This window comes from Cytophagaceae bacterium ABcell3 (assembly GCA_030913385.1).
GTDB lineage: Bacteria > Bacteroidota > Bacteroidia > Cytophagales > Cytophagaceae > ABcell3.
In genome coordinates this window covers 2,551,901-2,572,268 of sequence record CP133159.1, presented here as the reverse complement: position 1 = coordinate 2,572,268, position 20,368 = coordinate 2,551,901, and the positions used below count along the sequence as shown (strand labels likewise).

Genomic DNA, 20,368 nt, shown 5'->3' with positions numbered 1-20,368 from the left:
GTATCCCATTTAATGAAAAAAAGCCTTAATGTATGCATTATCGGAATTTCGAAGGCTTTCAAAATCGCCTTCTTCCTGAAAACGACCCTCGCTAAGTAAAAAAATCCTGTCCCCAACCGATTTTGCACAGGCCATATCGTGCGTAATAACAAGGGAAGACATATTATACTTTTCCCTCATCTTATTAATTAACCGACTTATCTCCTGACTTGTTACAGGATCAAGCCCAGTTGTTGGCTCATCATACAACATTATTTCAGGCTTTAAGACCAAAGTTCTGGCCAGTGCAATTCTTTTTTGCATTCCACCGGAAAGCTCCCCTGGCATTTTATTTACTGTATTCTTCAGACCAACACTTTCCAACACATCCATAATAGCTTCTTCTAACTCCTCTTTAGAAATACTAGCATTTTTCCGAACCAACGGGAATTCAAGATTTTCCCTGACAGTCATTGAGTCGTATAATGCACCACCTTGAAACAAAAAACCCACTTTTCGTCTAATATCCATCAATTCACGGTCAGAAAGGCAGCAGACATCTTTATCCAATACTTTTAATGTACCATTATCAGGCTTGATCAGCCCTACGATAGATTTAAGCAAAACAGATTTCCCCGTACCAGAGCGTCCTAATATGACAAGGTTCTCCTTTTCGTACAAATTGAAAGAAACCCCATCTAAGACTTTCATGTCATTAAACCTTTTTGTTATGTTAGATGCCTCAATTACAATTTTCCTACTCATAACTTACATAAATAATTGGGTAATCTGTACAGCTATCATATCCAGGATAAAAACCAGAAGAGAGGCCACTACCACAGCGGAGTTAGCAGCCTTACCGACCCCTACAGTACCTTTTGTTGCATTATACCCTTTATAGCACCCTACTATCCCAATAGCTAAACCAAAGAAAAATGATTTGACAGTGGCCGAAACTATGTCAATAAAAAGAACAGCACCTAGGGCTTGCCTCAGGAACAACCTCAAAGACATAGAGCTATCTATGTTCATTCCAAACCAAGATCCCATAAGACCTATGATATCTGCATAAAAAACCAAAACAGGAATCATGAAAGTAGTGGCTGTGACCCGTGTTACCACAGTGTAGTTAAAAGCCCTTGTGCCAGATACAGCCATAGCATCAAGCTGTTCTGTGACCTTCATAGAACCAAGCTCAGCCCCAATACCACTACCAATTTTTCCAGCACATATCAATGCAGTCAGCACAGGCCCTATTTCACGGATAATAGAAAGAGAAACCATGGCAGGAATGAAAGAAACCGCACCAAACTCTGCCATAGTTGGCTTCGCTTGGATGGTCAATACCATGCCAATAATAAAAGCAGAAATACCTACAAGCGATAAGGACTTTACACCTAAATTATAGCACTGCTTAAAAATCTCCTTCCACTCATGCGGAGGCGTAAAAGCTTCTTTAAAAAACTTCCCGGTAAACCGTGTCAGGGCTCCTGCCGATTCCAGAAATTGCGAAATATGTTTGGGTAAAAATGATTGATAATCTTTCATACAAAGAGCTGCTCAATATTATTAAGCTTTTCCCCTTGCATTTTGTTAAAAAACATACCCTAAAATTCAACCTGCATTATGCATCCAGGATCAATCAGGTTTGTCATTTTCGTGATATACGATATTGTCCTTGATATATACTTGCCCAGCGTCAGCCAACACCCTCAGTGAAGCAATAATTGTATCATTAGAGTAGGTTTTATAATCTTGTTTCAAGTCCTTTACCGACGAAGATCCTTGCTCTAATCTTTTAAGTAACTCATTTTTCAACTCTTCGGACTCTGCAAGTTCGCTTTTCTTCCGCTGTAAACAGTTATCACAAATACCACATCCGACTTCAAATTCTTCATCAAAATAATCAAGGATAAATTGTTGACGACATACCAACATCTCCGTCATATAACCTTGCATAGCACGAGCTTTGGCAAGCTCATTTTCTTTGCGCGCCTCTATCTCTTTTATATTTAAAGCCAACCCTTTCATATCAGCCCTTGCTTCAGTGAACAAAATATGAGGTTTGTCTTTTACAGGCTGATAGATAAGAACATTTGTTTTGTGAAGAAACTGAAGTCTTTCTTTTACCATTGGTTCCCCCAAGTTGGAAAGCTTGCCGATATCGGTTTCAGAAACAACGGTAAACCCGCTAAACAGTTCGCCTCCATATAATCTAAGCATAGATTTTAGCATAAGGTCAAACTGAGGATTTTCAACTCGAAACTTATACAAGTCAGCTTCGCTAATAGTCAAGTGTAAGCGTGAAGGTGTATAAAAAGATTCATTAAACTCGATAAACCCTGATTTTTCCAGTTGCTTTAAAGCATGGTAAGTTTCAGTGGCTGGATATTTATAAATACGGACAAACTCTTCAAAACTAAACTCGAACAATTCATCCTTACCAGAACCTACTGCCAACCTATAAAAATTCCCTAAGCTTTGATACACCCTCTTTATGAGGTCTGTAGGTGGGAATTTCTGGTAAATCCGATCCAAAAGACCTTGTACTTCTTGCTGGTAATAAAGCAAAACCGCATAAGATTTTCTGCCATCACGCCCTGCCCTTCCCGCTTCTTGGTAGTAAGATTCTGGGTCTTCAGGAGGGCCATAGTGTACCACTACCCTTACATCAGGTTTATTAATGCCCATTCCAAAAGCATTGGTAGCCACCATCACCCTAAATCTATCCTTAAGCCATCTATCCTGAATGCCTTCCCTTTCATTCACTGGCAGTCCGGCATGGTAATACCCGGCAGATATCCCTTTCCTATTTAGCAAAAGAGCAAGCTCCTTTGCCTTTTTGCGGTTACGCACATATACAATAGCAGCCCCAGGGACTTTATTTAAAATTTCTACAATTTTACCTTCCTTATCATCAGGATTAAAGCAGGAAAAAGAAATATTGGGTCTTGAAAAACTGTTTTTAAAACGCTTGCAGTTGGTTAAGGCCAGCTTATCAATAATATCATCTTGAACTTTAGAGGTTGCAGTAGCGGTAAGCGCAATAACAGGCACCGAAGGCAAGAGTTCTAAAAAAGAGGCAATCTCTAAATAAGAAGGCCGGAAGTCATAGCCCCATTGGGAAATACAATGGGCCTCATCAACAGCGACAAAAGATACCCGGAAGTTTTGCACGTACCTTAAAAAAAACTCAGACTGAAGCCTTTCGGGAGAAACATATAAGATCTTGAGGTAACCTTGAAGACAATTCTCAAGCGTAATAGAAATATCCCTTTTATGCATTCCAGAGTACAAAGCCCCGGCAGGTATGTTCAATTTCTTAAGCTGCTCTACTTGATCCTTCATCAACGCTATCAATGGGCTGATTACGATACATGTACCATCCATAGCAAGAGCAGGCAATTGAAAGCATAAAGACTTTCCTCCACCTGTAGGAAGCAAAGCCAGTACATTATTGCCATCTACAACACTTTGAACAATATCTTCCTGGGGTTCCCGAAAGGATTCATATCCCCAATATTTCTTCAATAACTCTGTAAGCATTTACCCATAAAACTCGACCGCACCCAAGATAATAAAAAAGGCTGCCCGATAAAAGCAGCCTTCAAATATTTACCAGTATGTCAGAACCTTATTTAAACTCTCTCAAGCAGTCCATTAAAGTTTTCCGCGCCACATGGATCCTATTCTTCACCGTACCCATTGGAATATTCAGGTGCTCGGCAATTTCATTGTATTTAAATCCTTCATAGTGCATCATAAACGGCACTCTAAATGTTTTATCAAGCTTTTTAATTGCTTTAAAAATCTCTTTAGTGTTAATATTTGCAGCACCTTCATTAAAAGATATAGTACTGGTAATGTTAAAGTTATACCCCTCATCAATAGGATCTACCAAAGTGTTCCTTTTGTCAATCTTATGGTAGTTGCTAATAAAGGTGTTTTTCATAATAATATATAACCATGCCTTGATGTTCGTGCCACTCTTAAACTTAGACCGGTTCCGAAGTGCTTTTAAAATAGTATCCTGAATCAAGTCATTTGCATCATTGTTATTGTGCGTGAACTTTAATGCAGGAATTTTAAGGGATTTTGATGCTGAATAAACCATGTCGTTGAATTCAACTGCTGTCATAAACTTAGTTTTTAGGTGGAGAATAGTTAAGGTTATTAAAAAATATTAGTTAATTATTGATTTACTTTCTTATTACCAGACTTCTTCTTGAAAGTCTCTACACTATTTATTTGCTGTGTTTCCGAAAAAGCATCCATGTAATCCTCATCATCATACTGATGTACCAATTTCTTAAATTCATGTTTAATTTTCTTGCCCGAAAGATTTTTCTGACTGAAGTGACGTTTCATAATTCAACCTAAATTTTTATTAAAAGTTCAACAAATAAATTACAAATACTATGTAAACAAAATATCAAAATACACTTAAAAAACTCTTCTTTTAGTGACTTTGTTATCACAAAACTACAGCAAATAATACACTTAGCAAATATAGAGAAGCAAAATTTACATGTAACTTATTAACCTTTTATTAACAAAATAAACATGTACCAAAAACACAAATAATTAAATAAGGAGAATAATATTTATTCATGTAATATTTATAAACATTTTACTTATTTAATTACAAAAATGAAAAGCTGGGTATAAAAAAAGGCAGACGTTAATAAAAACGACTGCCTAACACAGTTAAATACTTATATATAAGATTATCTTATCTTATAATCTTTAAGATCTTGCATAAGAATTTTTCTCGCTACGTGTATACGGTTTTTAACAGTACCCATAGGAATTTTAAGCTGTTGTGCGATCTCCTCATATTTAAAACCAGAGAAGTGCATCATAAATGGTTCTTTGAAAACCTTATCAAGGTTATTGATAGCTTTATTGATTTCGTCCATTGCCACATTACTAGTACCCTCATTGCTGGTAATAGTACTTGGAACTATCAAAGCGTAATCATCATCTATTGGGTCAACAAGATTGTTTCTCTTTTCAATTTTATGATAATTACTTATAAAGGTATTCTTCATGATTATATATAACCATGCTTTAATGTTAGTACCTTTCTTAAATTTATTTTTATTCTTTAAAGCTTTTAAAATCGTATCCTGCACAAGGTCATTAGCATCAGATTGATTGTGCGTAAACTTTAGTGCAGGATATTTTAAAGATTTTGAAGCGCTATATACGAGGTCGTTGAATTCTACATTAGTCATAAAAAACCAGTTTTTACTTTTCCTTAAATTTACTTTACCATATCACATACCATAAAGGAACAAGAGACATCAAAATCATCAGATTCAAATAAGTTCCGATAATTTATATAGAATTAACACCATGTAATATTTTAATGTTTGTTAGCTATCCATATTTTTTAAAAAAAATTTATATACAACTAACAATCAACACATTTATAAAAACAAAATCTTTTTATAAAAACTACACACGCCACTATATACAGGTAATTATATACGCACTTGTTCAATGATTTTACCGTCTTCCATCACCAGCTTCCGGTCTGTAATCTCAGCAAGCGCCTCATTATGGGTAACAACTACAAAAGTTTGCCCAAACTGATCTCTTAAATCGAAAAAAAGCTTATGAAGCTCTGCTGCATTTTTAGAGTCGAGATTACCACTTGGCTCATCTGCAAAAACAATAGCAGGTGAGTTAATCAACGCCCTGGCCACAGCGGCTCTTTGTTGCTCCCCGCCGGACATTTGTGAAGGTTTATGGTGCAACCTGTCCTTTAACCCAAAGTATACAAGAAGCTCTTTGCCCCTTTGCTCCACCTGCTCCTTATCCTTTTTGCCTATATACCCAGGCATACACACATTTTCTAAAGCTGTGAACTCTGGCAATAAATTATGAAATTGAAATACAAAGCCAATCGAATTGTTTCTAAAAGCAGCCAACTCTCTATCCGAAATTGTAGAAACATCAACACCATCGATAATAAGCTCACCACTGTCAGGCCTATCTAAAGTGCCTAAAATATGTAAAAGAGTACTTTTCCCAGCTCCCGAGGCACCTGTTACAGAAACCACCTCTCCTTTTTTAATCTCCAGGTCTATTCCTTTGAGCACCTGTAGATCACTATATGACTTATAAATGTTTTTGGCGTTCAGCATGCGTTTAAATTTAATCCTTAATTAACAAAAAATAACCCAAATCTAAGGCAAAAGGATTAAAATAAACGCTTTTCTTGATATTCATATCCAAATGGTTTAGATTCGTGCAGCTAAAATTTTTACTTATGAATATACACGAATACCAAGGAAAAGAGCTAATAAAGAGCTACGGAGTAAGAATTCAGGAAGGTATAACCGCTGACACACCCGAAGGTGCAGTAGAGGCCGCAAAAAAGTTAAATGCGCAAACTGGTACCGAATGGTATGTGGTAAAAGCTCAGATTCATGCAGGAGGAAGAGGAAAAGGTGGTGGTGTGAAGCTGGCCAAAAACCTTGACCAGGTAAAGGAGGTCTCAGGAAATATCCTAGGGATGAACCTTGTAACCAAGCAAACTGGAGCTGAAGGAAGACTTGTACGTAAAGTTCTTATTGCACAGGATGTATATTATCCAGGACCATCTGAGACAAAAGAGTTCTATTTAGGTATCCTTTTGGACAGGGCTCTTGGCAGAAACGTAATTATCGCAAGTACAGAAGGCGGTATGGATATTGAAGAGGTTGCAGAACAACACCCTGACAAGATCTTTAAAGAATGGGTAGACCCTCTTACTGGTCTTCAGCCTTTCCAAGCTAGGAAAATTGCTTTCAAACTAGGTCTAGAAGGCGATGCTTTCAAAGAAATGGTCAAGTTTGTAACCAACCTTTATAGGGCTTACGAAGGATCAGATGCTGCTATGGTAGAAATTAACCCAGCGCTTAAAACTTCTGACAATAAAATACTCGCGGTTGACGCAAAAGTAGGTCTTGACGACAATGCTCTTTTCCGTCACAAGGAGCTTGCAGAACTAAGAGACTTAAACGAAGAAGATCCATTAGAGGTAGAAGCTTCTGAATCTGGCCTTAACTATGTTAAGTTAGATGGAAATGTAGGCTGTATGGTTAATGGCGCAGGTTTAGCTATGGCAACCATGGATATAATCAAGCTGTCTGGTGGTGAGCCTGCAAACTTCCTTGATGTAGGAGGTGGAGCAAATGCTCAAACGGTAGAAGCTGGCTTCAGAATCATTCTTAAAGACCCTAATGTAAAGGCCATACTTATTAATGTATTTGGTGGTATTGTTAGATGTGACAGGGTTGCTAATGGAGTTGTAGAAGCTTATAAAAATATCGGCGACATTAAAGTACCGATTATTGTAAGGCTTCAGGGAACCAATGCTGAGGAAGGCGCGAAAATTATTGAAGAGTCTGGATTGAAAGTATTCCCTGCTATCTTGCTTAAAGATGCTGCTACTAAAGTAAAAGAAGTACTTAGCTAATAAGCACTTAAAATAATCAAAAAGGGCTGATAAAAAATTCAGCCTTTTTTTCTTTATTTTAAAATCTTTTTTCAGTTAGATTTGTATCCAAATTAATCAAGGTATACTATATAGTATATTTGGATTGTTTGCACCCGTAGTTTAATGGATAGAATATCAGATTCCGGTTCTGACGGTGCAGGTTCGATTCCTGCCGGGTGTACAAAGCCAAACCTAACAATCTAAGGTGTCATTAATTGGCACCTTTTTATGTATACTCCAACTAAGATGCTTGACTTTACCAAAGCACATCTAAAAAATTTATGTATCCATAAAATTGGAAACAGGGTTCGAAACGAAGACCTGGTGCTTTCCAATGACTTTACAGACATAAGCGATACTGAACTCAATAGCCTCTTAAAGAACTTTTTTTTGTCCTCCATCCCCAAAGAGGAACATTACCAGTTCTCTAAAGAGGACGGTATTGTTAAGCTAATTTCTGCAATATTTGAGGAACCACAACAGTTGCTTCCTAACAGCAGGCTTATTGCTGAACACCTTTACGAAATTTCCAGGCATCCTAAAATTAAAGGTGGAGAGCTTTGCATTGCTTATTTTACAGATTGTGTATACGAAGATGAACTCATAGACGCCATCGGCATATTCAAATCTGAAAACAAACAGAAGTTCCTGAAAATATATACCGCACAAGGAAATATTGGCATAAATAAAGACGAAGGTATAGATATCCATAAATTGGACAAAGGCTGCCTTATTTTTAATACATTTCAAGAAGAAGGTTATATCGTAAATATTATTGACAAGACCAACAAAGCAGACGAGGCTTCTTTTTGGAAGGATGACTTCTTAGGCCTCTCCCCTATACAGGACGAATACCACAATACTCAAAACTATTTAAAAGTTTGCAAAGACTTTATAAGCGGCAAGCTCAAAGAAGAGAAAGAGCTTTCTAGAACTGATGAGATAGAGCTACTGAACCAGTCATTTTCTTTTTTCCAAGAAAAAGAAAATTTTAACATGGACGAGTTTAACAATGAAGTGATTAAGGAGCCGGAAGTGATAGACGCATTCAAAGAGCACAAAAAAAACTACGAAGAACAAAAATCCATTGTTATAGCAGACGAATTTGCAATCTCTCCTGTAGCAGTAAAAAAGTCAGGTAAATATATAAGAAGTGTGCTCAAATTGGACAGTAATTTCCATATTTATATTCACGGCAACAAAGAGCGCATAGAAAAAGGCTACGACGAAGGGAAAGGGATGAACTTTTACAAGTTCTATTACGAAGACGAAGAATAGCAGCAACCTAAGTCGAAGCTTTACTTTTCTAGCATATATTTTCTCTTTCCAACAAACTCTCTTAACCAATCAGGGTTATCATAGAAAAAGCAATGCAAATTCTTTTTCTAACGATATTTCTGAGCTTAACCTTTCTTCCCGAAAACCTAGAGCGCTTTTTGGCACCAAAGGATATCAACCAGGAAGTCACTTTGCTGCGAAGAGCCTACCGACAGTTTATCGGGATCAATGACTCCATCCACCAAAACGATGCAGATGCAGCTGCCATTCATGCAGGCAGGTTCAACAGGATCATAACTAGACTTGAAAAAACTTTTCCAGAAAGAGACTATTCCGAGCTTATCGACCTCTCTGGAAAAATTATGATCAGTAGAACCCTGGAGGAGCAATATGAAAACTTCATCCTCTTAGAACAGGTTTTCAAACCTACCTTACAGGAAGCGGGGATTGAAGACGATTTTCCTTCCCATCAATATTAAGCCAGGTGATGCTATAGGACTGATTTTTTCTTATGATCTAAACCGTTACCATTACCTATATGCTTACACTTCAGAAGCACCTTTTCGCTTTCTATTACCAATTCGGCAAGAATTATAGTTTACCGCTTTGTTGATTGGACAAAAGGAGAAAAAAGCCGTGAGCAAGAAATACACCGCAAACCCTCCAAATATCCAACTATTGATCGAAATGGCTAGTATCAGCAAGATTATCCCTAACACAACCCGTACTACCTTATCATTATGGCATACATTCCTTGTCATAAGCTCCTTTTTATTTAATTAACAAAGCCCAACCGCAATTAAGTTTAACACAACATTAAAGCGAGATTTACGTACAAAACGCTATTGATAGAGTTTTTCAAACTGATGAAGTACTTCAAATTCTTTTTTGTTACAGCAATTATATGCACCTTCTTGCATCCAACCACAGGTGTAGCTCAAAAAGTGGGTATTAAGCTGGGTGGTGGACTGTCAAGGTTAGGATCCTCGCACTTAATGAACTCCATGCAAAACCGTACAGAAGAAAACAGTTCATTAGAGCATGCCGGGGCAAACCCAGGATATGGAGGACACTACTCCATCGGTATATTTGGGGAACATATCTTCTCTCCTTCATTTTCTTTACTTTCAGACCCTTCTGTAAATTTTACCCGCAGCAAAATCTTCTTGACCACTGTTTCCGAAAACTTTTATGAAGCAGATGGAGCCTTACATGGCAGCAGTAGAAGAATATCATCCAGTGGATCATTTAGGTTTGGATATGTGAGCGTACCCATCCTTGCCAAATACGCTTTTCCCCATAACAGACGAACTTATGCACTAGGTGGCTTTGCCGCAAACTTTGTATTCCGTGGGCGTTTTCAGTCACATGAGAAAAATATGTTTTCGGTCTATGAGTACGATGCGATCAATAACACTTATATAGAAGAAAAAAGTGCTGAAGCCCAAGTAACCGACTTTAACCCCGTCAGGTTTGATTTTATATTGGGTATTGGAAGCGCCACAAGACTTCTACGCAGAGACATGTTCATTGAGCTAAGGTATAACCTTCCACTTACTAGAACACCTCTAGTGGTCGGAGACATAGCAGAAAGCACTTATAACAACTTTATCTTTACAGAAAGTGGCAGAGCAGCAGCATTAGATCAGGCGCCACAATACCCATTATCCAACTTCAACCTCAGTACACTGACATTTACCATTAGGTATACCTTACTACAGCTCGATTATTAAGGGTTACGAGAATTAAGCCTCAACTATCAGCCCTAAACCCTCACAGTAAACAACTTGAATATGTTTAATTTTTCAGGTATATTAAAGAACAATTAAATAATAGCAGGGCGATATTTCCTTGTATTATAAGAAAAAGAGACAGGCAAATCCCCAAAAGTAGTAACTTTGTACAAAGATACTTGTCATGGCTGAGTTTAAAGAAAAATACATAAACCCTTTTACTGATTACGGTTTCAAACGCCTATTTGGTGAGGAACCCAACAAAGACTTGCTTCTAGACTTTCTGAATGTACTATTAAAAGAAGAACAAGGAGAAATAACAGATCTAACCTATCTGAAAGGAAAACAGTTAGGTGCAACCGAAGTGGACAGAAAAGCCATTTTTGACCTATACTGTGAAAATGAGAAAGGTGAAAAATTTATCGTAGAGCTTCAAAAAACTAAGCAGAATTTTTTCAAAGACAGAACTGTCTATTACTCAACCTTCCCTATACGCGAGCAGGCAAAACGTGCAGATTGGAACTATGAATTAAAGGCTGTTTACACAATAGCCATTCTCGATTTTGTGTTTGACGAAGACAAGCACGAGCCCAATAAATACCGCTATGACATTAAGCTATCAGACATAGAGACCAAAAAAGTTTTCTATGATAAGTTGACATTCGTATATCTTGAAATGCCAAAGTTCAATAAAACCATTGATGAACTGGAAACAAGGTTTGACAAATGGCTGTTTGTATTAAGGAACCTCAACAAACTAGACCGAGTGCCTGACAAGTTAAGAGAACATATTTTTGAAAAAATTTTCGAAACGGCTGAAATTGCAAAGTTTACGCCAGAACAAGTCCAATCATACGAGGACAGTTTAAAGTATTACCGTGACCTAAAAAACTCTCTGGACACAGCCAAAGAGGAAGGTAGAGAAGAAGGAAAAGAAATTGGCAGAGAAGAAAGAGCTTTTGAAATAGCTAGAGAACTACTAAAAAATAATGTAGATATAGACATTATCATTCATTCTACAGGGTTAAAAAAAGAACAAATCACAAAGCTTAAAAACCAAAATTAAGGAAAAAGGAAAATATACAAACAATGGTAGTATAGCAGAACCTCAACAAACTAGACCGAGTGCCTGATAAGTTAAGAGAGCATATTTTTGAAAAACTTTTCGAAACGGCTGAAATTGCAAAATTTACGCCAGAACAAGTCCAACCATACGAGGACAGTTTAAAGTATTACCGTGACCTAAAAAACTCTCTGGACACAGCCAAAGAGGAAGGTAGAGAAGAAAGAGCTTTTGAAATAGCTAGAGAACTACTAAAAAATAATGTAGATATAGACATTATCATTCATTCCACCGGGTTAAAAAAAGAACAAATCACAAAGCTTAAAAATCAAAAAGATCTTTAATATAAATAGAAAAACGCCTTTTTTTACCTGGAGATTAAACAACTGCTATTAAACCATTCTTGGAGGCACTTCATCATTTGTAGAATTTTCTTTCTCCTGTAATTCAGCCCGTACTTTAGGTAAGGAGTCCGGGTAATTCTGTTGAACAAATGTAATTAACTGTTCACGTACATAGCAGCGCAAATCCCAAGCCCTAGGAGCATCTTTTGCACTCATAAGCGCTCTCAACTCCATGGTTTTTTCTGTGGTATTGGTCACCTGGAGCACCCAAACTTTTTTATCCCAAAGAGGGCTACTGTCTAAAACCCTTTTCAACTCTTGCCTTAAGGGTTCTAACGGAATCGAGTAGTCCACATATAAAAACACCGAGCCTAGTATATCGGAATGGTTTCTCGTCCAGTTTTGGAAAGGTTTTTCAATAAAATAGGTAATAGGCAAAACTAACCTTCTCAAATCCCAAATCTTTACTACAACATAGGTCAAATTAATTTCTTCTATCCTCCCCCATTCATTCTCAACAATGACTACATCATCGATCCTAATAGGTTGGGTGAAAGCTATCTGAAAACCTGCCAAAATATTGGCAATAGTACGTTGAGCGGCAAAACCAATTATTACGCCAGCAACACCGGCAGAGGCTAGTAAACTGGTACCTATTTCCCTGACTCTTTCAAAGGTCATTAAGATGAGAGAAAGGGCGATTATACAAACAATGGTAATAAATATCTTTTTTATAAATTGAAACTGAGTCCTGATTCTCCGCCGACTCATGTTATCCTCAATATCAATAGTATACTTTACATAAATAAAGTCTTCGAGGACATAAGAAAGCTTAATGATAATCCAGGAAAATATAACAATCCACCCTATTTCAAGCCCCTTCTGCAAATACTGGTGCAATAGCTGAGGGAATTGAATAAGTGGATATGCCAGGTTAATAAAGAAAAGAATAAGCAATAAGTAAATAGGTAAGAAAACCCTTTTCTTTAATGAAGAAGCCATAAAATCACTTCTTCTCTGCAGTAAAAAGTATGCGATCTTAAGCATTACAAAAGAAACTCCCCAACCCAGCAGCACAACCAGAACAAGCTCACCCATGCTTATTCCAGTACGAACCCATTCATCCGTATCAAAAAAATTGGTATCCATAAAACTACTGATTCTACATATCAAAAGAGCTGTTCTACGATCAGCCGCTTTACACAATTTTGTTACCCAATGCCATAACAGTGCGCCTTGAGCTTTTTTGCCTGTTTTTCTTAAATAATCTTATAAGTAAAAATAAAATGATGTGGGTTAAACACAAACTAAATGAAAAAAAAAAGATGCCCCTGTTACTGAGGCATCACCATTATCCTTTTACCCTGAGAAAATCAGGCTACTTTTGCCAATACATTTTGAACCCCACTATAGGAATTAGTAACCGACTTTTTAACCATAGGATAGGTTCTGTTGACCCACTTCACTGTTTTGGTATAAGAAGTTGAAACTGGTTTAACTTTCTTCTGAGTCCACTTATTAAACATCTTATAACGTTTAGAGAAAAAGCGGCCTTTTTTAATATCCTTATACCATTCCGATTTGCGGATAGCCTTATATTTTTTTCTAAACCATTTTTGCACCTTAACAGTATTTGAAGAAATCGTCTTTCCAACCTTTCTATAAGAAGTCCTTACAGATTTCGCAAAATTCTTCTTCATTTTTTTCCTATACTTTCTTGTATATCTGCTAGAAAGGCCAACTGCACTTGCCAATAAAATGTCATTGAAAACAGACCTTCTTTTTTTCTTAAACAACATCATCCTTGCCATAACCCTACATTTTTTGTTTTCAAAAAAACGAAACCTACATTTATTTCTTTCTCTCTATAGTATAAATAACCAACTGGTGAAGCGATTGTTTGCTGGCAGAGTCTGGGAAACCATCCAAAAGGCCTAAGGCCTCATCCTTGATCCGGTGCATAACTTCTGTAGCATATTCTATACCGCCGGAGGACTTTACAAAATTAATGACTTCTTTAACTTTTGCCGGTTTAGCGCTTTCATTACGAACGATGTTGATAATCTGCCTTTTTTTAAGCCAACTTGCTTTATTGAGGGCGTGTATTAGCGGAAGGGTTAACTTTTTTTCTTTAATATCGATGCCAACAGGTTTTCCTATGGCTTCTGAAGTGCTATAGTCGAACAGGTCATCTTTAATTTGAAAGGCCATACCTACCTTTTCCCCAAAAAGTGCTGCGTTTTTTACCGTTTGTTCATCAGCTCCGGCAGAAGCTGCTCCTACAGCACAACAAGACGAGATTAACGAAGCTGTCTTCTGCCTGATGATCTCATAATATACATCTTCGGTAATATCTAGGTTGCGGGCTTTCTCCATCTGCAGCAATTCTCCCTCGCTCATTTCCTTAACAGCTTTAGAGACTATTTTCAACAACTGAAAATCATCATTTTCCAATGATAACAACAAGCCCCTGGAAAGCAAATAGTCACCAACCAGCACGGCGATTTTATTTTTCCATAAAGCATTTACAGAGAAAAATCCCCTTCGGTAATGGGCGTCATCGACCACATCGTCATGAACTAAGGTAGCGGTATGAAGCAGCTCAATTAAAGCAGCCCCGCGATAAGATGAATCATTTATACCGCCACACAGCCTCGCCATGAGAAAAACAAACATCGGACGCAGCTGTTTTCCTTTGCGTTTGACAATATAGGTCATTATCCGGTCAAGCAGCATGAATTTACTTTTCATGCTCTCACGGAATTTTATCTCAAAATTCTTGATATCGTCAGCGATCGGTTCCTGAATGCTCCTAAGATCTGCAGCCATATGACTGCAATATTACTATGAAAAACGTTATTTTCTTAATATTGTGGCATGGGAAATTTAAAGAAAATTAAAAACCACGTTTTTACGGACCCAAAAAGCGGTTCTAAGATTCTTTTAGATATATATTTTAAGGAATCTGATGCCCCAAAAGATGTTATTGTCTTTTCGCATGGCTTTAAAGGCTTTAAAGATTGGGGCTATTTTGACCTGATGGCAGACTTTTTTGCCAACCAAGGGTATGTTTTTATAAAATTTAATTTTAGCCTTAATGGCACTTCTCCTGAAAAGCCTGATGAGTTTGTCGACCTAGAATCTTTCGCTAAGAACACTTTTTCGCAAGAACTTGCAGACCTAGACGCTGTGATCAATTGGGTTACAGAAAACAATGAGTTCTTACCGAAAGAAAATATTCAAAAAGTCTTTCTCCTAGGCCACAGCCGGGGTGGGTTTATTGCCACTTTGGAAGCTTTTGACTCCAACAAAGTCCATGGGCTGGTAACCTTAGCGGCTGTTGCTGACTTTAAAAACCGCTATACAGAGCAACAGATAGAGCTTTGGAAGGCTGATGGCGTAATGTATATAGAAAACGCAAGAACAAAACAGCAAATGCCTTTAAACTTTACGCTTTATGAAGATTTGATAGAAAACCATGACCGATTGAATATAAACGAAAAGGCTTCAAAACTCTCAAAACCTTGGCTTATTGTGCATGGTTCAGCCGATACTTCAGTTGATGTGAGTCATGCATATAAGTTTAAAGAACTAAACAACAATGCTGAACTTATGATCATCGATGGAGCCGATCACGTTTTTGGAGGCGCACACCCATGGGAAAAACAACAGCTTCCAGATGACATGCAAAAGGCTTGTAATGAGATATTAATATTCTTAAAAAAAGTGTAGTCCTAATCACATTCCTATTATCTATAGTACAGATAGAACAAACAAAAAGGAGCATTATAGCTCCTTTTATCATCCATATTTATAATAGAAATTTCGCAGATTAACTTATGTTAATTGGTATTTTGTAATCCTCTTCTGCTTTCTCCACTTTATCACGCACATCCTTAAACCCACTGGTTTTAATTCCATAGCCAATAACACCGGCTGCAGACAAAATTCCTACACCAGTAAGAACATTTTTAGTAGTCATGTATTTCTTCATGAAGGAATTTGCTTCTTTAGTCTTTTTCTTAAGGTTTACCTTTACTTCTTTCTTCATAAATCTTATGTTTAACTAATAAGTAGAATATTCTTTTCCCTTAACCCCAAAACATAAATTACAACTAATAGGTTTTCTCACTTCTTAAAGAATCAAAAAAGAGCCTATGGTAATAGCCATCACAGGATTGCCCGGATCTGGAAAAAGCTGGTTTGCAAAAAAACTTTCCGAAAAGCTAAATGCAACATACTTTAACAGTGACCAAGTAAGGAACAATGCCTTTTCAAAAAAAGACTATTCCCCTCAAGGAAAAATACAAGTGTACAAAAAAATGTACAACCTGGCCCAAGAGGCTTTAAAAACCAACAATACAGTTGTTCTAGATGCGACATTCCACAAACAAAGCACCAGAGATAGCTTAAAAGCCCACTTTCCTGAAGTCGAAATTAAGTGGATTAAGGTAGTAGCCAATGAAACATTAATCATAGATAGGCTATCAAAAAAGCGCCAAGACAGTGATGCAGACTATAATGTATATCAACAAATTAAAAATGAGGAAGAAGACCTAAGGGAAGAACATTTAACACTTGAGTCTACCAATGAAAATATTAACCAAATGATCGCATTGGCACTAAAACACTTAGACTATGAACAAGCATGATACCCAGCAATTACATCATTACCTAACCTCAAAGCACAAGGAAGTCAAGTATCTGGAAACCCATATTTCACATATTTTCATCACCCCTGCGTACACATACAAAATAAAAAAATCTGTAAAAACCTCCTTTCTAGACTTTAGCTCACTGTCTTTAAGGAAAAAGTACTGTTTTGAAGAACTGCGGCTAAATCAACGGTTGACTAAAGACGTTTACCTCTTTGTCCAAGCATTAACCAAGAAAGGCCAGCAGGTTTCTTTTGAACCAAATGGTGAAATAGTAGAGTATGCCGTGGTTATGCATACATTACCCCAAGACAAATTAATGTCAACGCTATTGGAACAAAACAAGGTCAATAAGAAACACGTTGAAATACTGGCCGAGCGTGTGGCTGACTTTCACAAAACAGCAGACATCGTACCTGGAGCTTTTTCTACAGAAAGATACCGAAACGATTTCAATGATTTAAGGAGCATTAAAGAAATAATAGAAAAGTATCTGGGAAGCGATGGGGTTGACACAATAGAAGAAGCGATCGCCTACTCTTGTGAACACCTCCAAGAATCTCAATTTTTATATAAAAAAAGAGCAGAAGAAGGGTTCTTCAGGGACTTACACGGAGACCTTCACAGTGGAAATATATTTCTACTTCCAGAACCTGTGATTTTTGATTGTATTGAATTCAACAAAGGCTTTAGAACCATAGACACATTAAACGAAATAGCTTTTCTGAGCATGGATCTAGAAGCGTTTGGGCACTGGGGCCTAAGCAAGGCGTTTATAGATAGCTACCACTCTGCCTTCCCCAGTTACGACCCGAAGAAAGAACAGCACCTGCTACAGTACTACAAGCTTTACCGTGCATGCGTACGCTTAAAAGTCATACTATTAGGCATAGAGGACACATTTCCGCATAAAAAGTTCAACAGGTATTACGACCTTATACAAAAATACCTTAATAACACGCAACCAATCTTCTAATTCGCCTCATGCCCCTCTAAAGGAAAACCTTCAAATATCTTAGCCACATGCTCCGGAATATTTCTTTGCAACCTGTCAGGATTAGTGATTCGCTTTTCCATCCACCCTCTCCAGACAAGTCGGTTTTCATCCCTTTCTATCATATCGACAACCATAGCCCCTTCCGTATACTCTACTTGCCTTATGCCGTAACCTTCGACAAAAGGCATGGTATAAAACCGGTCATAGTAGAACGGGTGCATTGGCCCAGTAAAAATACCAGGATAATAATAACCGTAAGTACTATATAAAGGACTAGCATCAATCAACTCCTGCCTGTCTTCGAGCATGGTATGAATAAGCAAAAGAACATCAGGGCTATCGACATCGACCTCAAAACCACGGGACTCCATTTCGCTGTCCACAGCCTGCCGGATACTTTCAACCAAAATTTCATTGTTAATAAGACTGTGCTCTTTGTTTAAGGCAGTGTCTGGCAAAGGCAACCAGGCATACGTCTGAAATTGGCCATAATCCAAGCCGTCTATTTGGTCGGAGTAATAATTCCCCCTTCTACAGCCTACAGTGACTACAACTGCGGTCAGTAAGTAAATCAGTTTTAGTTTCATACCCTCCTATCCTTATCTATATAATTCACCCAAAAACAAGCATGAATGTTTCAATTACTAAAAAAAATTGCGTTGCAGGACTTTCAAAGAATCATTTTTTTTAATATTTTCGCTCGCCAATGAATCGTTTTTTCACTCCAAAAATTTTTGATAATGTCCAAACAAGCTGAACTGATCCTTGATGGCAAGAGTTACCAACTACCTGTTATAGAAGGTACTGAAAATGAAAAAGCCGTTGACATAACTAAACTTAGAGGTCAATCTGGTTATATCACTCTTGACACAGGGTATAAAAATACAGGCGCTACTCAGAGTGCTATTACTTTTCTTGATGGAGAAAAAGGGATACTTCGCTACAGAGGTTATCCTATCGAACAGCTAGCTGAAAAATCTTCTTTCCTAGAGGTTTCTTACTTGTTAATATACGGCGAACTTCCTTCTAAGCAAGAACTAGAGAGCTTTGCAGGAAGAATTAGAAAGCATACCAACCTTCACGAAGACTTTAAAAAGATTTTTGATGGTTTCCCATCCAATGCGCACCCTATGGGCGTATTGTCATCTATGGTATGTTCGCTGACTGCATTTTACCCTGGTTCTATTAACCCAAATGCAACTAATGATGATATAGACCTGACCATCATCAGGCTCATGGCTAAGCTGCCAACCATTGCAGCATGGTCTTACAAAAACTCTAAAGGGCAACTTGAAATGTACCCAAGAAATGACTTAGACTACTGCTCTAACTTCTTGTACATGATGTTTGGCCTTCCAAATGAGCAATACGAAGTAGACCCTGTAGTTGTTGATGCCCTAAATACGCTTTTAATTCTACATGCAGACCATGAGCAAAACTGCTCTACCTCTACTGTTAGAATTGTAGGTTCAGCTCACGCAAGCCTTTATTCTTCTGTAGCTGCTGGTATCAATGCACTTTGGGGACCGCTACACGGTGGTGCAAACCAAGCTGTAATTGAAATGCTAGAAGCTATTAAAGCTGACGGTGGCGATGCTAAAAAGTATCTTGCCAAAGCTAAAGACAAAAATGATCCATTTAGACTAATGGGCTTTGGTCACAGAGTATACAAAAACTTTGACCCAAGAGCTAAGATCATCAAAAAAGCTTGCGATCAGGTTCTTTCTAAGCTAGGTATCAACGACCCTGTATTAGATATAGCTAAAAAACTTGAAGAAGAAGCTCTAAGCGACCCTTACTTCATAGACAGAAAGCTTTATCCTAATGTAGACTTCTACTCTGGTATCATCTACAGGGCACTAGGGCTTAGAACAGACCTGTTTACAGTTATGTTTGCTCTTGGACGTCTTCCAGGTTGGATTGCTCAATGGAAAGAAATGAGAGAAGCTGGTGAGCCGATTGGTAGACCAAGACAAGTTTATGTAGGCCACAATGAAAGAAACTACGTTCCTGTAGAAAAAAGATAATTAATTAAGCCAAAGGTAACGATGTGATACGAAACCGTATCACATCAAAACTTTTGGATCTTCCAATTTCTTATTTAAAATATTAAGTTCATCAATAAACTGATCCCTTACCTCTTTGGCAAAGGGATTTTCTTTTTCTATGGTCAAGAACAGATCTAATGAATCTTGTCCTAAGTTCCTTTTTATATCAAGAAGGTACTGATAAGCTTGCGTTTTTTGCTCTACATCAGGTATGTCCATTTCATTGACAGCCCTTCCTATAAAATGTGTCAGCGCTTGCACATAAGCCATCTGCTTATCATGTACAACAGGCGTCCGCTCCAACACATTTAGCTCAAGAATTTTAGAAAAAAACCTGAACAAGTTGCCATATAAGCGAGTCCTCACCGGGCTAACCACCATATTAAAGCCTTTAATGCCATTCCTTCCACTCTGTGGCCCAAACAAAGGGTGCGTGCCTACAATCTGTACACTAGATGGAAGGTGCTGCATCATTAAATCTACAGGTTTGATCTTGACAGAAGAAATATCTAGCACCAGTGCATGTGGGTTGATAATATCCTTTACGGAAATAACCAAATCTTCCAAATACTGCACAGGAACTCCCAAGACAACGATATCCTTTTGAACAACTTCTTTGAGCGACCCCCATTTAACGCCCAATTTGGAAGCTGCATCAGATAGATCCATACGGTCATGGACATATATATTAAAATAAGGCTTCAAGTGCGGGACAATAAACTGACCAAAACTCCCAAAACCTACTATACCAAGATTTTTCATTTTTGATGTATCATTAGAAA

At 37.6% G+C, this 20,368-nt stretch carries 23 protein-coding genes, 1 tRNA gene and 1 pseudogene; 11 read left to right on the top strand and 14 right to left on the bottom strand.

Features of this window, described 5'->3' with window-relative positions:
• Window positions 1–9 precede the first annotated feature (9 nt).
• The 7 genes from RCC89_10375 to RCC89_10345 all read right to left on the bottom strand — a co-directional run bounded on the left by RCC89_10375 (window position 10) and on the right by RCC89_10345 (window position 6,131).
• Window positions 10–744, bottom strand: a complete 735-nt coding sequence (locus tag RCC89_10375; GenBank protein ID WMJ73562.1) for an ATP-binding cassette domain-containing protein — start codon at window positions 742–744, stop codon at window positions 10–12.
• 3 nt (window positions 745–747) lie between these two features.
• The gene (locus tag RCC89_10370; GenBank protein ID WMJ73561.1) at window positions 748–1,527 is read right to left on the bottom strand and encodes an ABC transporter permease; all 780 of its coding nucleotides are present in this window, start codon (window positions 1,525–1,527) and stop codon (window positions 748–750) included.
• Between the two features lie 90 nt (window positions 1,528–1,617).
• Window positions 1,618–3,525 (bottom strand): ATP-dependent DNA helicase RecQ, encoded by a 1,908-nt coding sequence (locus RCC89_10365; protein WMJ73560.1) that lies wholly within the window; start codon window positions 3,523–3,525, stop codon window positions 1,618–1,620.
• Window positions 3,526–3,613: 88 nt separating this feature from the next.
• Complete coding sequence (locus RCC89_10360; protein ID WMJ73559.1) at window positions 3,614–4,117, bottom strand: RNA polymerase sigma factor; 504 nt, start codon at window positions 4,115–4,117, stop codon at window positions 3,614–3,616.
• 53 nt (window positions 4,118–4,170) lie between these two features.
• Window positions 4,171–4,347 (bottom strand): hypothetical protein, encoded by a 177-nt coding sequence (locus tag RCC89_10355; protein WMJ73558.1) that lies wholly within the window; start codon window positions 4,345–4,347, stop codon window positions 4,171–4,173.
• A 359-nt stretch (window positions 4,348–4,706) separates the two neighbouring features.
• A complete protein-coding gene (locus RCC89_10350) occupies window positions 4,707–5,216 on the bottom strand; it encodes a sigma-70 family RNA polymerase sigma factor (protein ID WMJ73557.1) in 510 nt (169 codons plus the stop codon).
• A gap of 249 nt (window positions 5,217–5,465) precedes the next feature.
• Window positions 5,466–6,131: an ABC transporter ATP-binding protein gene (locus RCC89_10345; protein WMJ73556.1), complete on the bottom strand. Its 666-nt coding sequence runs from the start codon at window positions 6,129–6,131 to the stop codon at window positions 5,466–5,468.
• Between the two features lie 125 nt (window positions 6,132–6,256).
• Here RCC89_10345 and sucC point away from each other — a divergent pair, with 125 nt between their 5' ends.
• The 4 genes from sucC (at window position 6,257) to RCC89_10325 (ending at window position 9,225) form a co-directional block, all read left to right on the top strand.
• Window positions 6,257–7,447: an ADP-forming succinate--CoA ligase subunit beta gene (sucC, locus tag RCC89_10340; GenBank protein ID WMJ73555.1), complete on the top strand. Its 1,191-nt coding sequence runs from the start codon at window positions 6,257–6,259 to the stop codon at window positions 7,445–7,447.
• A gap of 130 nt (window positions 7,448–7,577) precedes the next feature.
• A tRNA-Arg gene (locus RCC89_10335) sits at window positions 7,578–7,649 on the top strand.
• Window positions 7,650–7,714: 65 nt separating this feature from the next.
• On the top strand, window positions 7,715–8,746 hold the full coding sequence (locus RCC89_10330) for a nucleoid-associated protein (GenBank protein WMJ73554.1): 1,032 nt from the start codon (window positions 7,715–7,717) through the stop codon (window positions 8,744–8,746).
• 92 nt (window positions 8,747–8,838) lie between these two features.
• Complete coding sequence (locus RCC89_10325) at window positions 8,839–9,225, top strand: hypothetical protein (protein ID WMJ73553.1); 387 nt, start codon at window positions 8,839–8,841, stop codon at window positions 9,223–9,225.
• Window positions 9,226–9,288: 63 nt separating this feature from the next.
• On the opposite strand, the gene RCC89_10320 is transcribed toward RCC89_10325, so the two are convergent.
• Window positions 9,289–9,507 (bottom strand): DUF2892 domain-containing protein, encoded by a 219-nt coding sequence (locus RCC89_10320; GenBank protein ID WMJ73552.1) that lies wholly within the window; start codon window positions 9,505–9,507, stop codon window positions 9,289–9,291.
• A 105-nt stretch (window positions 9,508–9,612) separates the two neighbouring features.
• Between RCC89_10320 and RCC89_10315 the strand changes: the two genes are divergently transcribed.
• The 3 genes and pseudogenes from RCC89_10315 to RCC89_10305 all read left to right on the top strand — a co-directional run bounded on the left by RCC89_10315 (window position 9,613) and on the right by RCC89_10305 (window position 11,886).
• On the top strand, window positions 9,613–10,479 hold the full coding sequence (locus RCC89_10315) for an outer membrane beta-barrel protein (protein ID WMJ73551.1): 867 nt from the start codon (window positions 9,613–9,615) through the stop codon (window positions 10,477–10,479).
• A 184-nt stretch (window positions 10,480–10,663) separates the two neighbouring features.
• Window positions 10,664–11,545, top strand: a complete 882-nt coding sequence (locus RCC89_10310; protein WMJ73550.1) for an Rpn family recombination-promoting nuclease/putative transposase — start codon at window positions 10,664–10,666, stop codon at window positions 11,543–11,545.
• Window positions 11,546–11,595: 50 nt separating this feature from the next.
• Window positions 11,596–11,886, top strand: a pseudogene (locus tag RCC89_10305) (PD-(D/E)XK nuclease family transposase).
• Window positions 11,887–11,934: 48 nt separating this feature from the next.
• On the opposite strand, the gene RCC89_10300 reads toward RCC89_10305, so the two are convergent.
• The 3 genes from RCC89_10300 to RCC89_10290 all read right to left on the bottom strand — a co-directional run bounded on the left by RCC89_10300 (window position 11,935) and on the right by RCC89_10290 (window position 14,715).
• Window positions 11,935–13,035 carry a mechanosensitive ion channel gene (locus tag RCC89_10300; GenBank protein ID WMJ73549.1) on the bottom strand — a complete coding sequence of 367 codons (1,101 nt, stop codon included), beginning with the start codon at window positions 13,033–13,035 and terminating at the stop codon, window positions 11,935–11,937.
• 224 nt (window positions 13,036–13,259) lie between these two features.
• The gene (locus tag RCC89_10295; GenBank protein ID WMJ73548.1) at window positions 13,260–13,697 is read right to left on the bottom strand and encodes a hypothetical protein; all 438 of its coding nucleotides are present in this window, start codon (window positions 13,695–13,697) and stop codon (window positions 13,260–13,262) included.
• A gap of 40 nt (window positions 13,698–13,737) precedes the next feature.
• Window positions 13,738–14,715: a polyprenyl synthetase family protein gene (locus tag RCC89_10290; GenBank protein WMJ73547.1), complete on the bottom strand. Its 978-nt coding sequence runs from the start codon at window positions 14,713–14,715 to the stop codon at window positions 13,738–13,740.
• 48 nt (window positions 14,716–14,763) lie between these two features.
• Here RCC89_10290 and RCC89_10285 point away from each other — a divergent pair, with 48 nt between their 5' ends.
• Window positions 14,764–15,618, top strand: coding sequence for an alpha/beta hydrolase (locus RCC89_10285; protein WMJ73546.1), 855 nt, complete (start codon window positions 14,764–14,766; stop codon window positions 15,616–15,618).
• 100 nt (window positions 15,619–15,718) lie between these two features.
• Here the strand turns inward: RCC89_10285 and RCC89_10280 are convergent, their stop codons facing one another.
• Window positions 15,719–15,937 carry a hypothetical protein gene (locus RCC89_10280; protein WMJ73545.1) on the bottom strand — a complete coding sequence of 73 codons (219 nt, stop codon included), beginning with the start codon at window positions 15,935–15,937 and terminating at the stop codon, window positions 15,719–15,721.
• A 106-nt stretch (window positions 15,938–16,043) separates the two neighbouring features.
• Between RCC89_10280 and RCC89_10275 the strand changes: the two genes are divergently transcribed.
• Together RCC89_10275 and RCC89_10270 are read left to right on the top strand one after the other, a co-directional pair.
• Entirely contained in the window at window positions 16,044–16,538 is a 495-nt protein-coding gene (locus tag RCC89_10275; protein WMJ73544.1) for an AAA family ATPase, read from the top strand.
• A complete protein-coding gene (locus RCC89_10270; protein WMJ73543.1) occupies window positions 16,525–17,517 on the top strand; it encodes a hypothetical protein in 993 nt (330 codons plus the stop codon). The genes RCC89_10275 and RCC89_10270 overlap by 14 nt, the downstream gene beginning before the upstream one ends.
• On the opposite strand, the gene RCC89_10265 is transcribed toward RCC89_10270, so the two are convergent.
• A complete protein-coding gene (locus RCC89_10265) occupies window positions 17,514–18,125 on the bottom strand; it encodes a DUF4136 domain-containing protein (protein WMJ73542.1) in 612 nt (203 codons plus the stop codon). The genes RCC89_10270 and RCC89_10265 overlap by 4 nt on opposite strands.
• A gap of 153 nt (window positions 18,126–18,278) precedes the next feature.
• On the opposite strand from RCC89_10265, the gene RCC89_10260 reads away from it, so the two are divergent.
• Window positions 18,279–19,565 (top strand): citrate synthase, encoded by a 1,287-nt coding sequence (locus RCC89_10260; GenBank protein WMJ73541.1) that lies wholly within the window; start codon window positions 18,279–18,281, stop codon window positions 19,563–19,565.
• Between the two features lie 39 nt (window positions 19,566–19,604).
• On the opposite strand, the gene RCC89_10255 is transcribed toward RCC89_10260, so the two are convergent.
• Window positions 19,605–20,348, bottom strand: coding sequence for a prephenate dehydrogenase/arogenate dehydrogenase family protein (locus RCC89_10255; protein ID WMJ73540.1), 744 nt, complete (start codon window positions 20,346–20,348; stop codon window positions 19,605–19,607).
• Between the last annotated feature and the right edge of the window lie 20 nt (window positions 20,349–20,368).

Excerpts from the sequence above, each read along its gene's own strand:
- RCC89_10290 (WMJ73547.1), bottom strand. The coding sequence starts at position 14,715 with ATGGCTGCAGATCTTAGGAGCATTCAGGAACCGATCGCTGACGATATC.
- RCC89_10370 (WMJ73561.1), bottom strand. The coding sequence starts at position 1,527 with ATGAAAGATTATCAATCATTTTTACCCAAACATATTTCGCAATTTCTG.
- RCC89_10300 (WMJ73549.1), bottom strand. The coding sequence starts at position 13,035 with ATGGATACCAATTTTTTTGATACGGATGAATGGGTTCGTACTGGAATA.
- RCC89_10365 (WMJ73560.1), bottom strand. The coding sequence starts at position 3,525 with ATGCTTACAGAGTTATTGAAGAAATATTGGGGATATGAATCCTTTCGG.
- RCC89_10265 (WMJ73542.1), bottom strand. The coding sequence starts at position 18,125 with ATGAAACTAAAACTGATTTACTTACTGACCGCAGTTGTAGTCACTGTA.
- RCC89_10355 (WMJ73558.1), bottom strand. The coding sequence starts at position 4,347 with ATGAAACGTCACTTCAGTCAGAAAAATCTTTCGGGCAAGAAAATTAAA.
- RCC89_10280 (WMJ73545.1), bottom strand. The coding sequence starts at position 15,937 with ATGAAGAAAGAAGTAAAGGTAAACCTTAAGAAAAAGACTAAAGAAGCA.
- RCC89_10310 (WMJ73550.1), top strand. The coding sequence starts at position 10,664 with ATGGCTGAGTTTAAAGAAAAATACATAAACCCTTTTACTGATTACGGT.
- sucC (WMJ73555.1), top strand. The coding sequence starts at position 6,257 with ATGAATATACACGAATACCAAGGAAAAGAGCTAATAAAGAGCTACGGA.
- RCC89_10345 (WMJ73556.1), bottom strand. The coding sequence starts at position 6,131 with ATGCTGAACGCCAAAAACATTTATAAGTCATATAGTGATCTACAGGTG.
- RCC89_10325 (WMJ73553.1), top strand. The coding sequence starts at position 8,839 with ATGCAAATTCTTTTTCTAACGATATTTCTGAGCTTAACCTTTCTTCCC.
- RCC89_10350 (WMJ73557.1), bottom strand. The coding sequence starts at position 5,216 with ATGACTAATGTAGAATTCAACGACCTCGTATATAGCGCTTCAAAATCT.
- RCC89_10360 (WMJ73559.1), bottom strand. The coding sequence starts at position 4,117 with ATGACAGCAGTTGAATTCAACGACATGGTTTATTCAGCATCAAAATCC.
- RCC89_10255 (WMJ73540.1), bottom strand. The coding sequence starts at position 20,348 with ATGAAAAATCTTGGTATAGTAGGTTTTGGGAGTTTTGGTCAGTTTATT.
- RCC89_10295 (WMJ73548.1), bottom strand. The coding sequence starts at position 13,697 with ATGGCAAGGATGATGTTGTTTAAGAAAAAAAGAAGGTCTGTTTTCAAT.
- RCC89_10270 (WMJ73543.1), top strand. The coding sequence starts at position 16,525 with ATGAACAAGCATGATACCCAGCAATTACATCATTACCTAACCTCAAAG.
- RCC89_10285 (WMJ73546.1), top strand. The coding sequence starts at position 14,764 with ATGGGAAATTTAAAGAAAATTAAAAACCACGTTTTTACGGACCCAAAA.
- RCC89_10260 (WMJ73541.1), top strand. The coding sequence starts at position 18,279 with ATGTCCAAACAAGCTGAACTGATCCTTGATGGCAAGAGTTACCAACTA.
- RCC89_10330 (WMJ73554.1), top strand. The coding sequence starts at position 7,715 with ATGCTTGACTTTACCAAAGCACATCTAAAAAATTTATGTATCCATAAA.
- RCC89_10375 (WMJ73562.1), bottom strand. The coding sequence starts at position 744 with ATGAGTAGGAAAATTGTAATTGAGGCATCTAACATAACAAAAAGGTTT.
- RCC89_10320 (WMJ73552.1), bottom strand. The coding sequence starts at position 9,507 with ATGACAAGGAATGTATGCCATAATGATAAGGTAGTACGGGTTGTGTTA.
- RCC89_10315 (WMJ73551.1), top strand. The coding sequence starts at position 9,613 with ATGAAGTACTTCAAATTCTTTTTTGTTACAGCAATTATATGCACCTTC.
- RCC89_10275 (WMJ73544.1), top strand. The coding sequence starts at position 16,044 with ATGGTAATAGCCATCACAGGATTGCCCGGATCTGGAAAAAGCTGGTTT.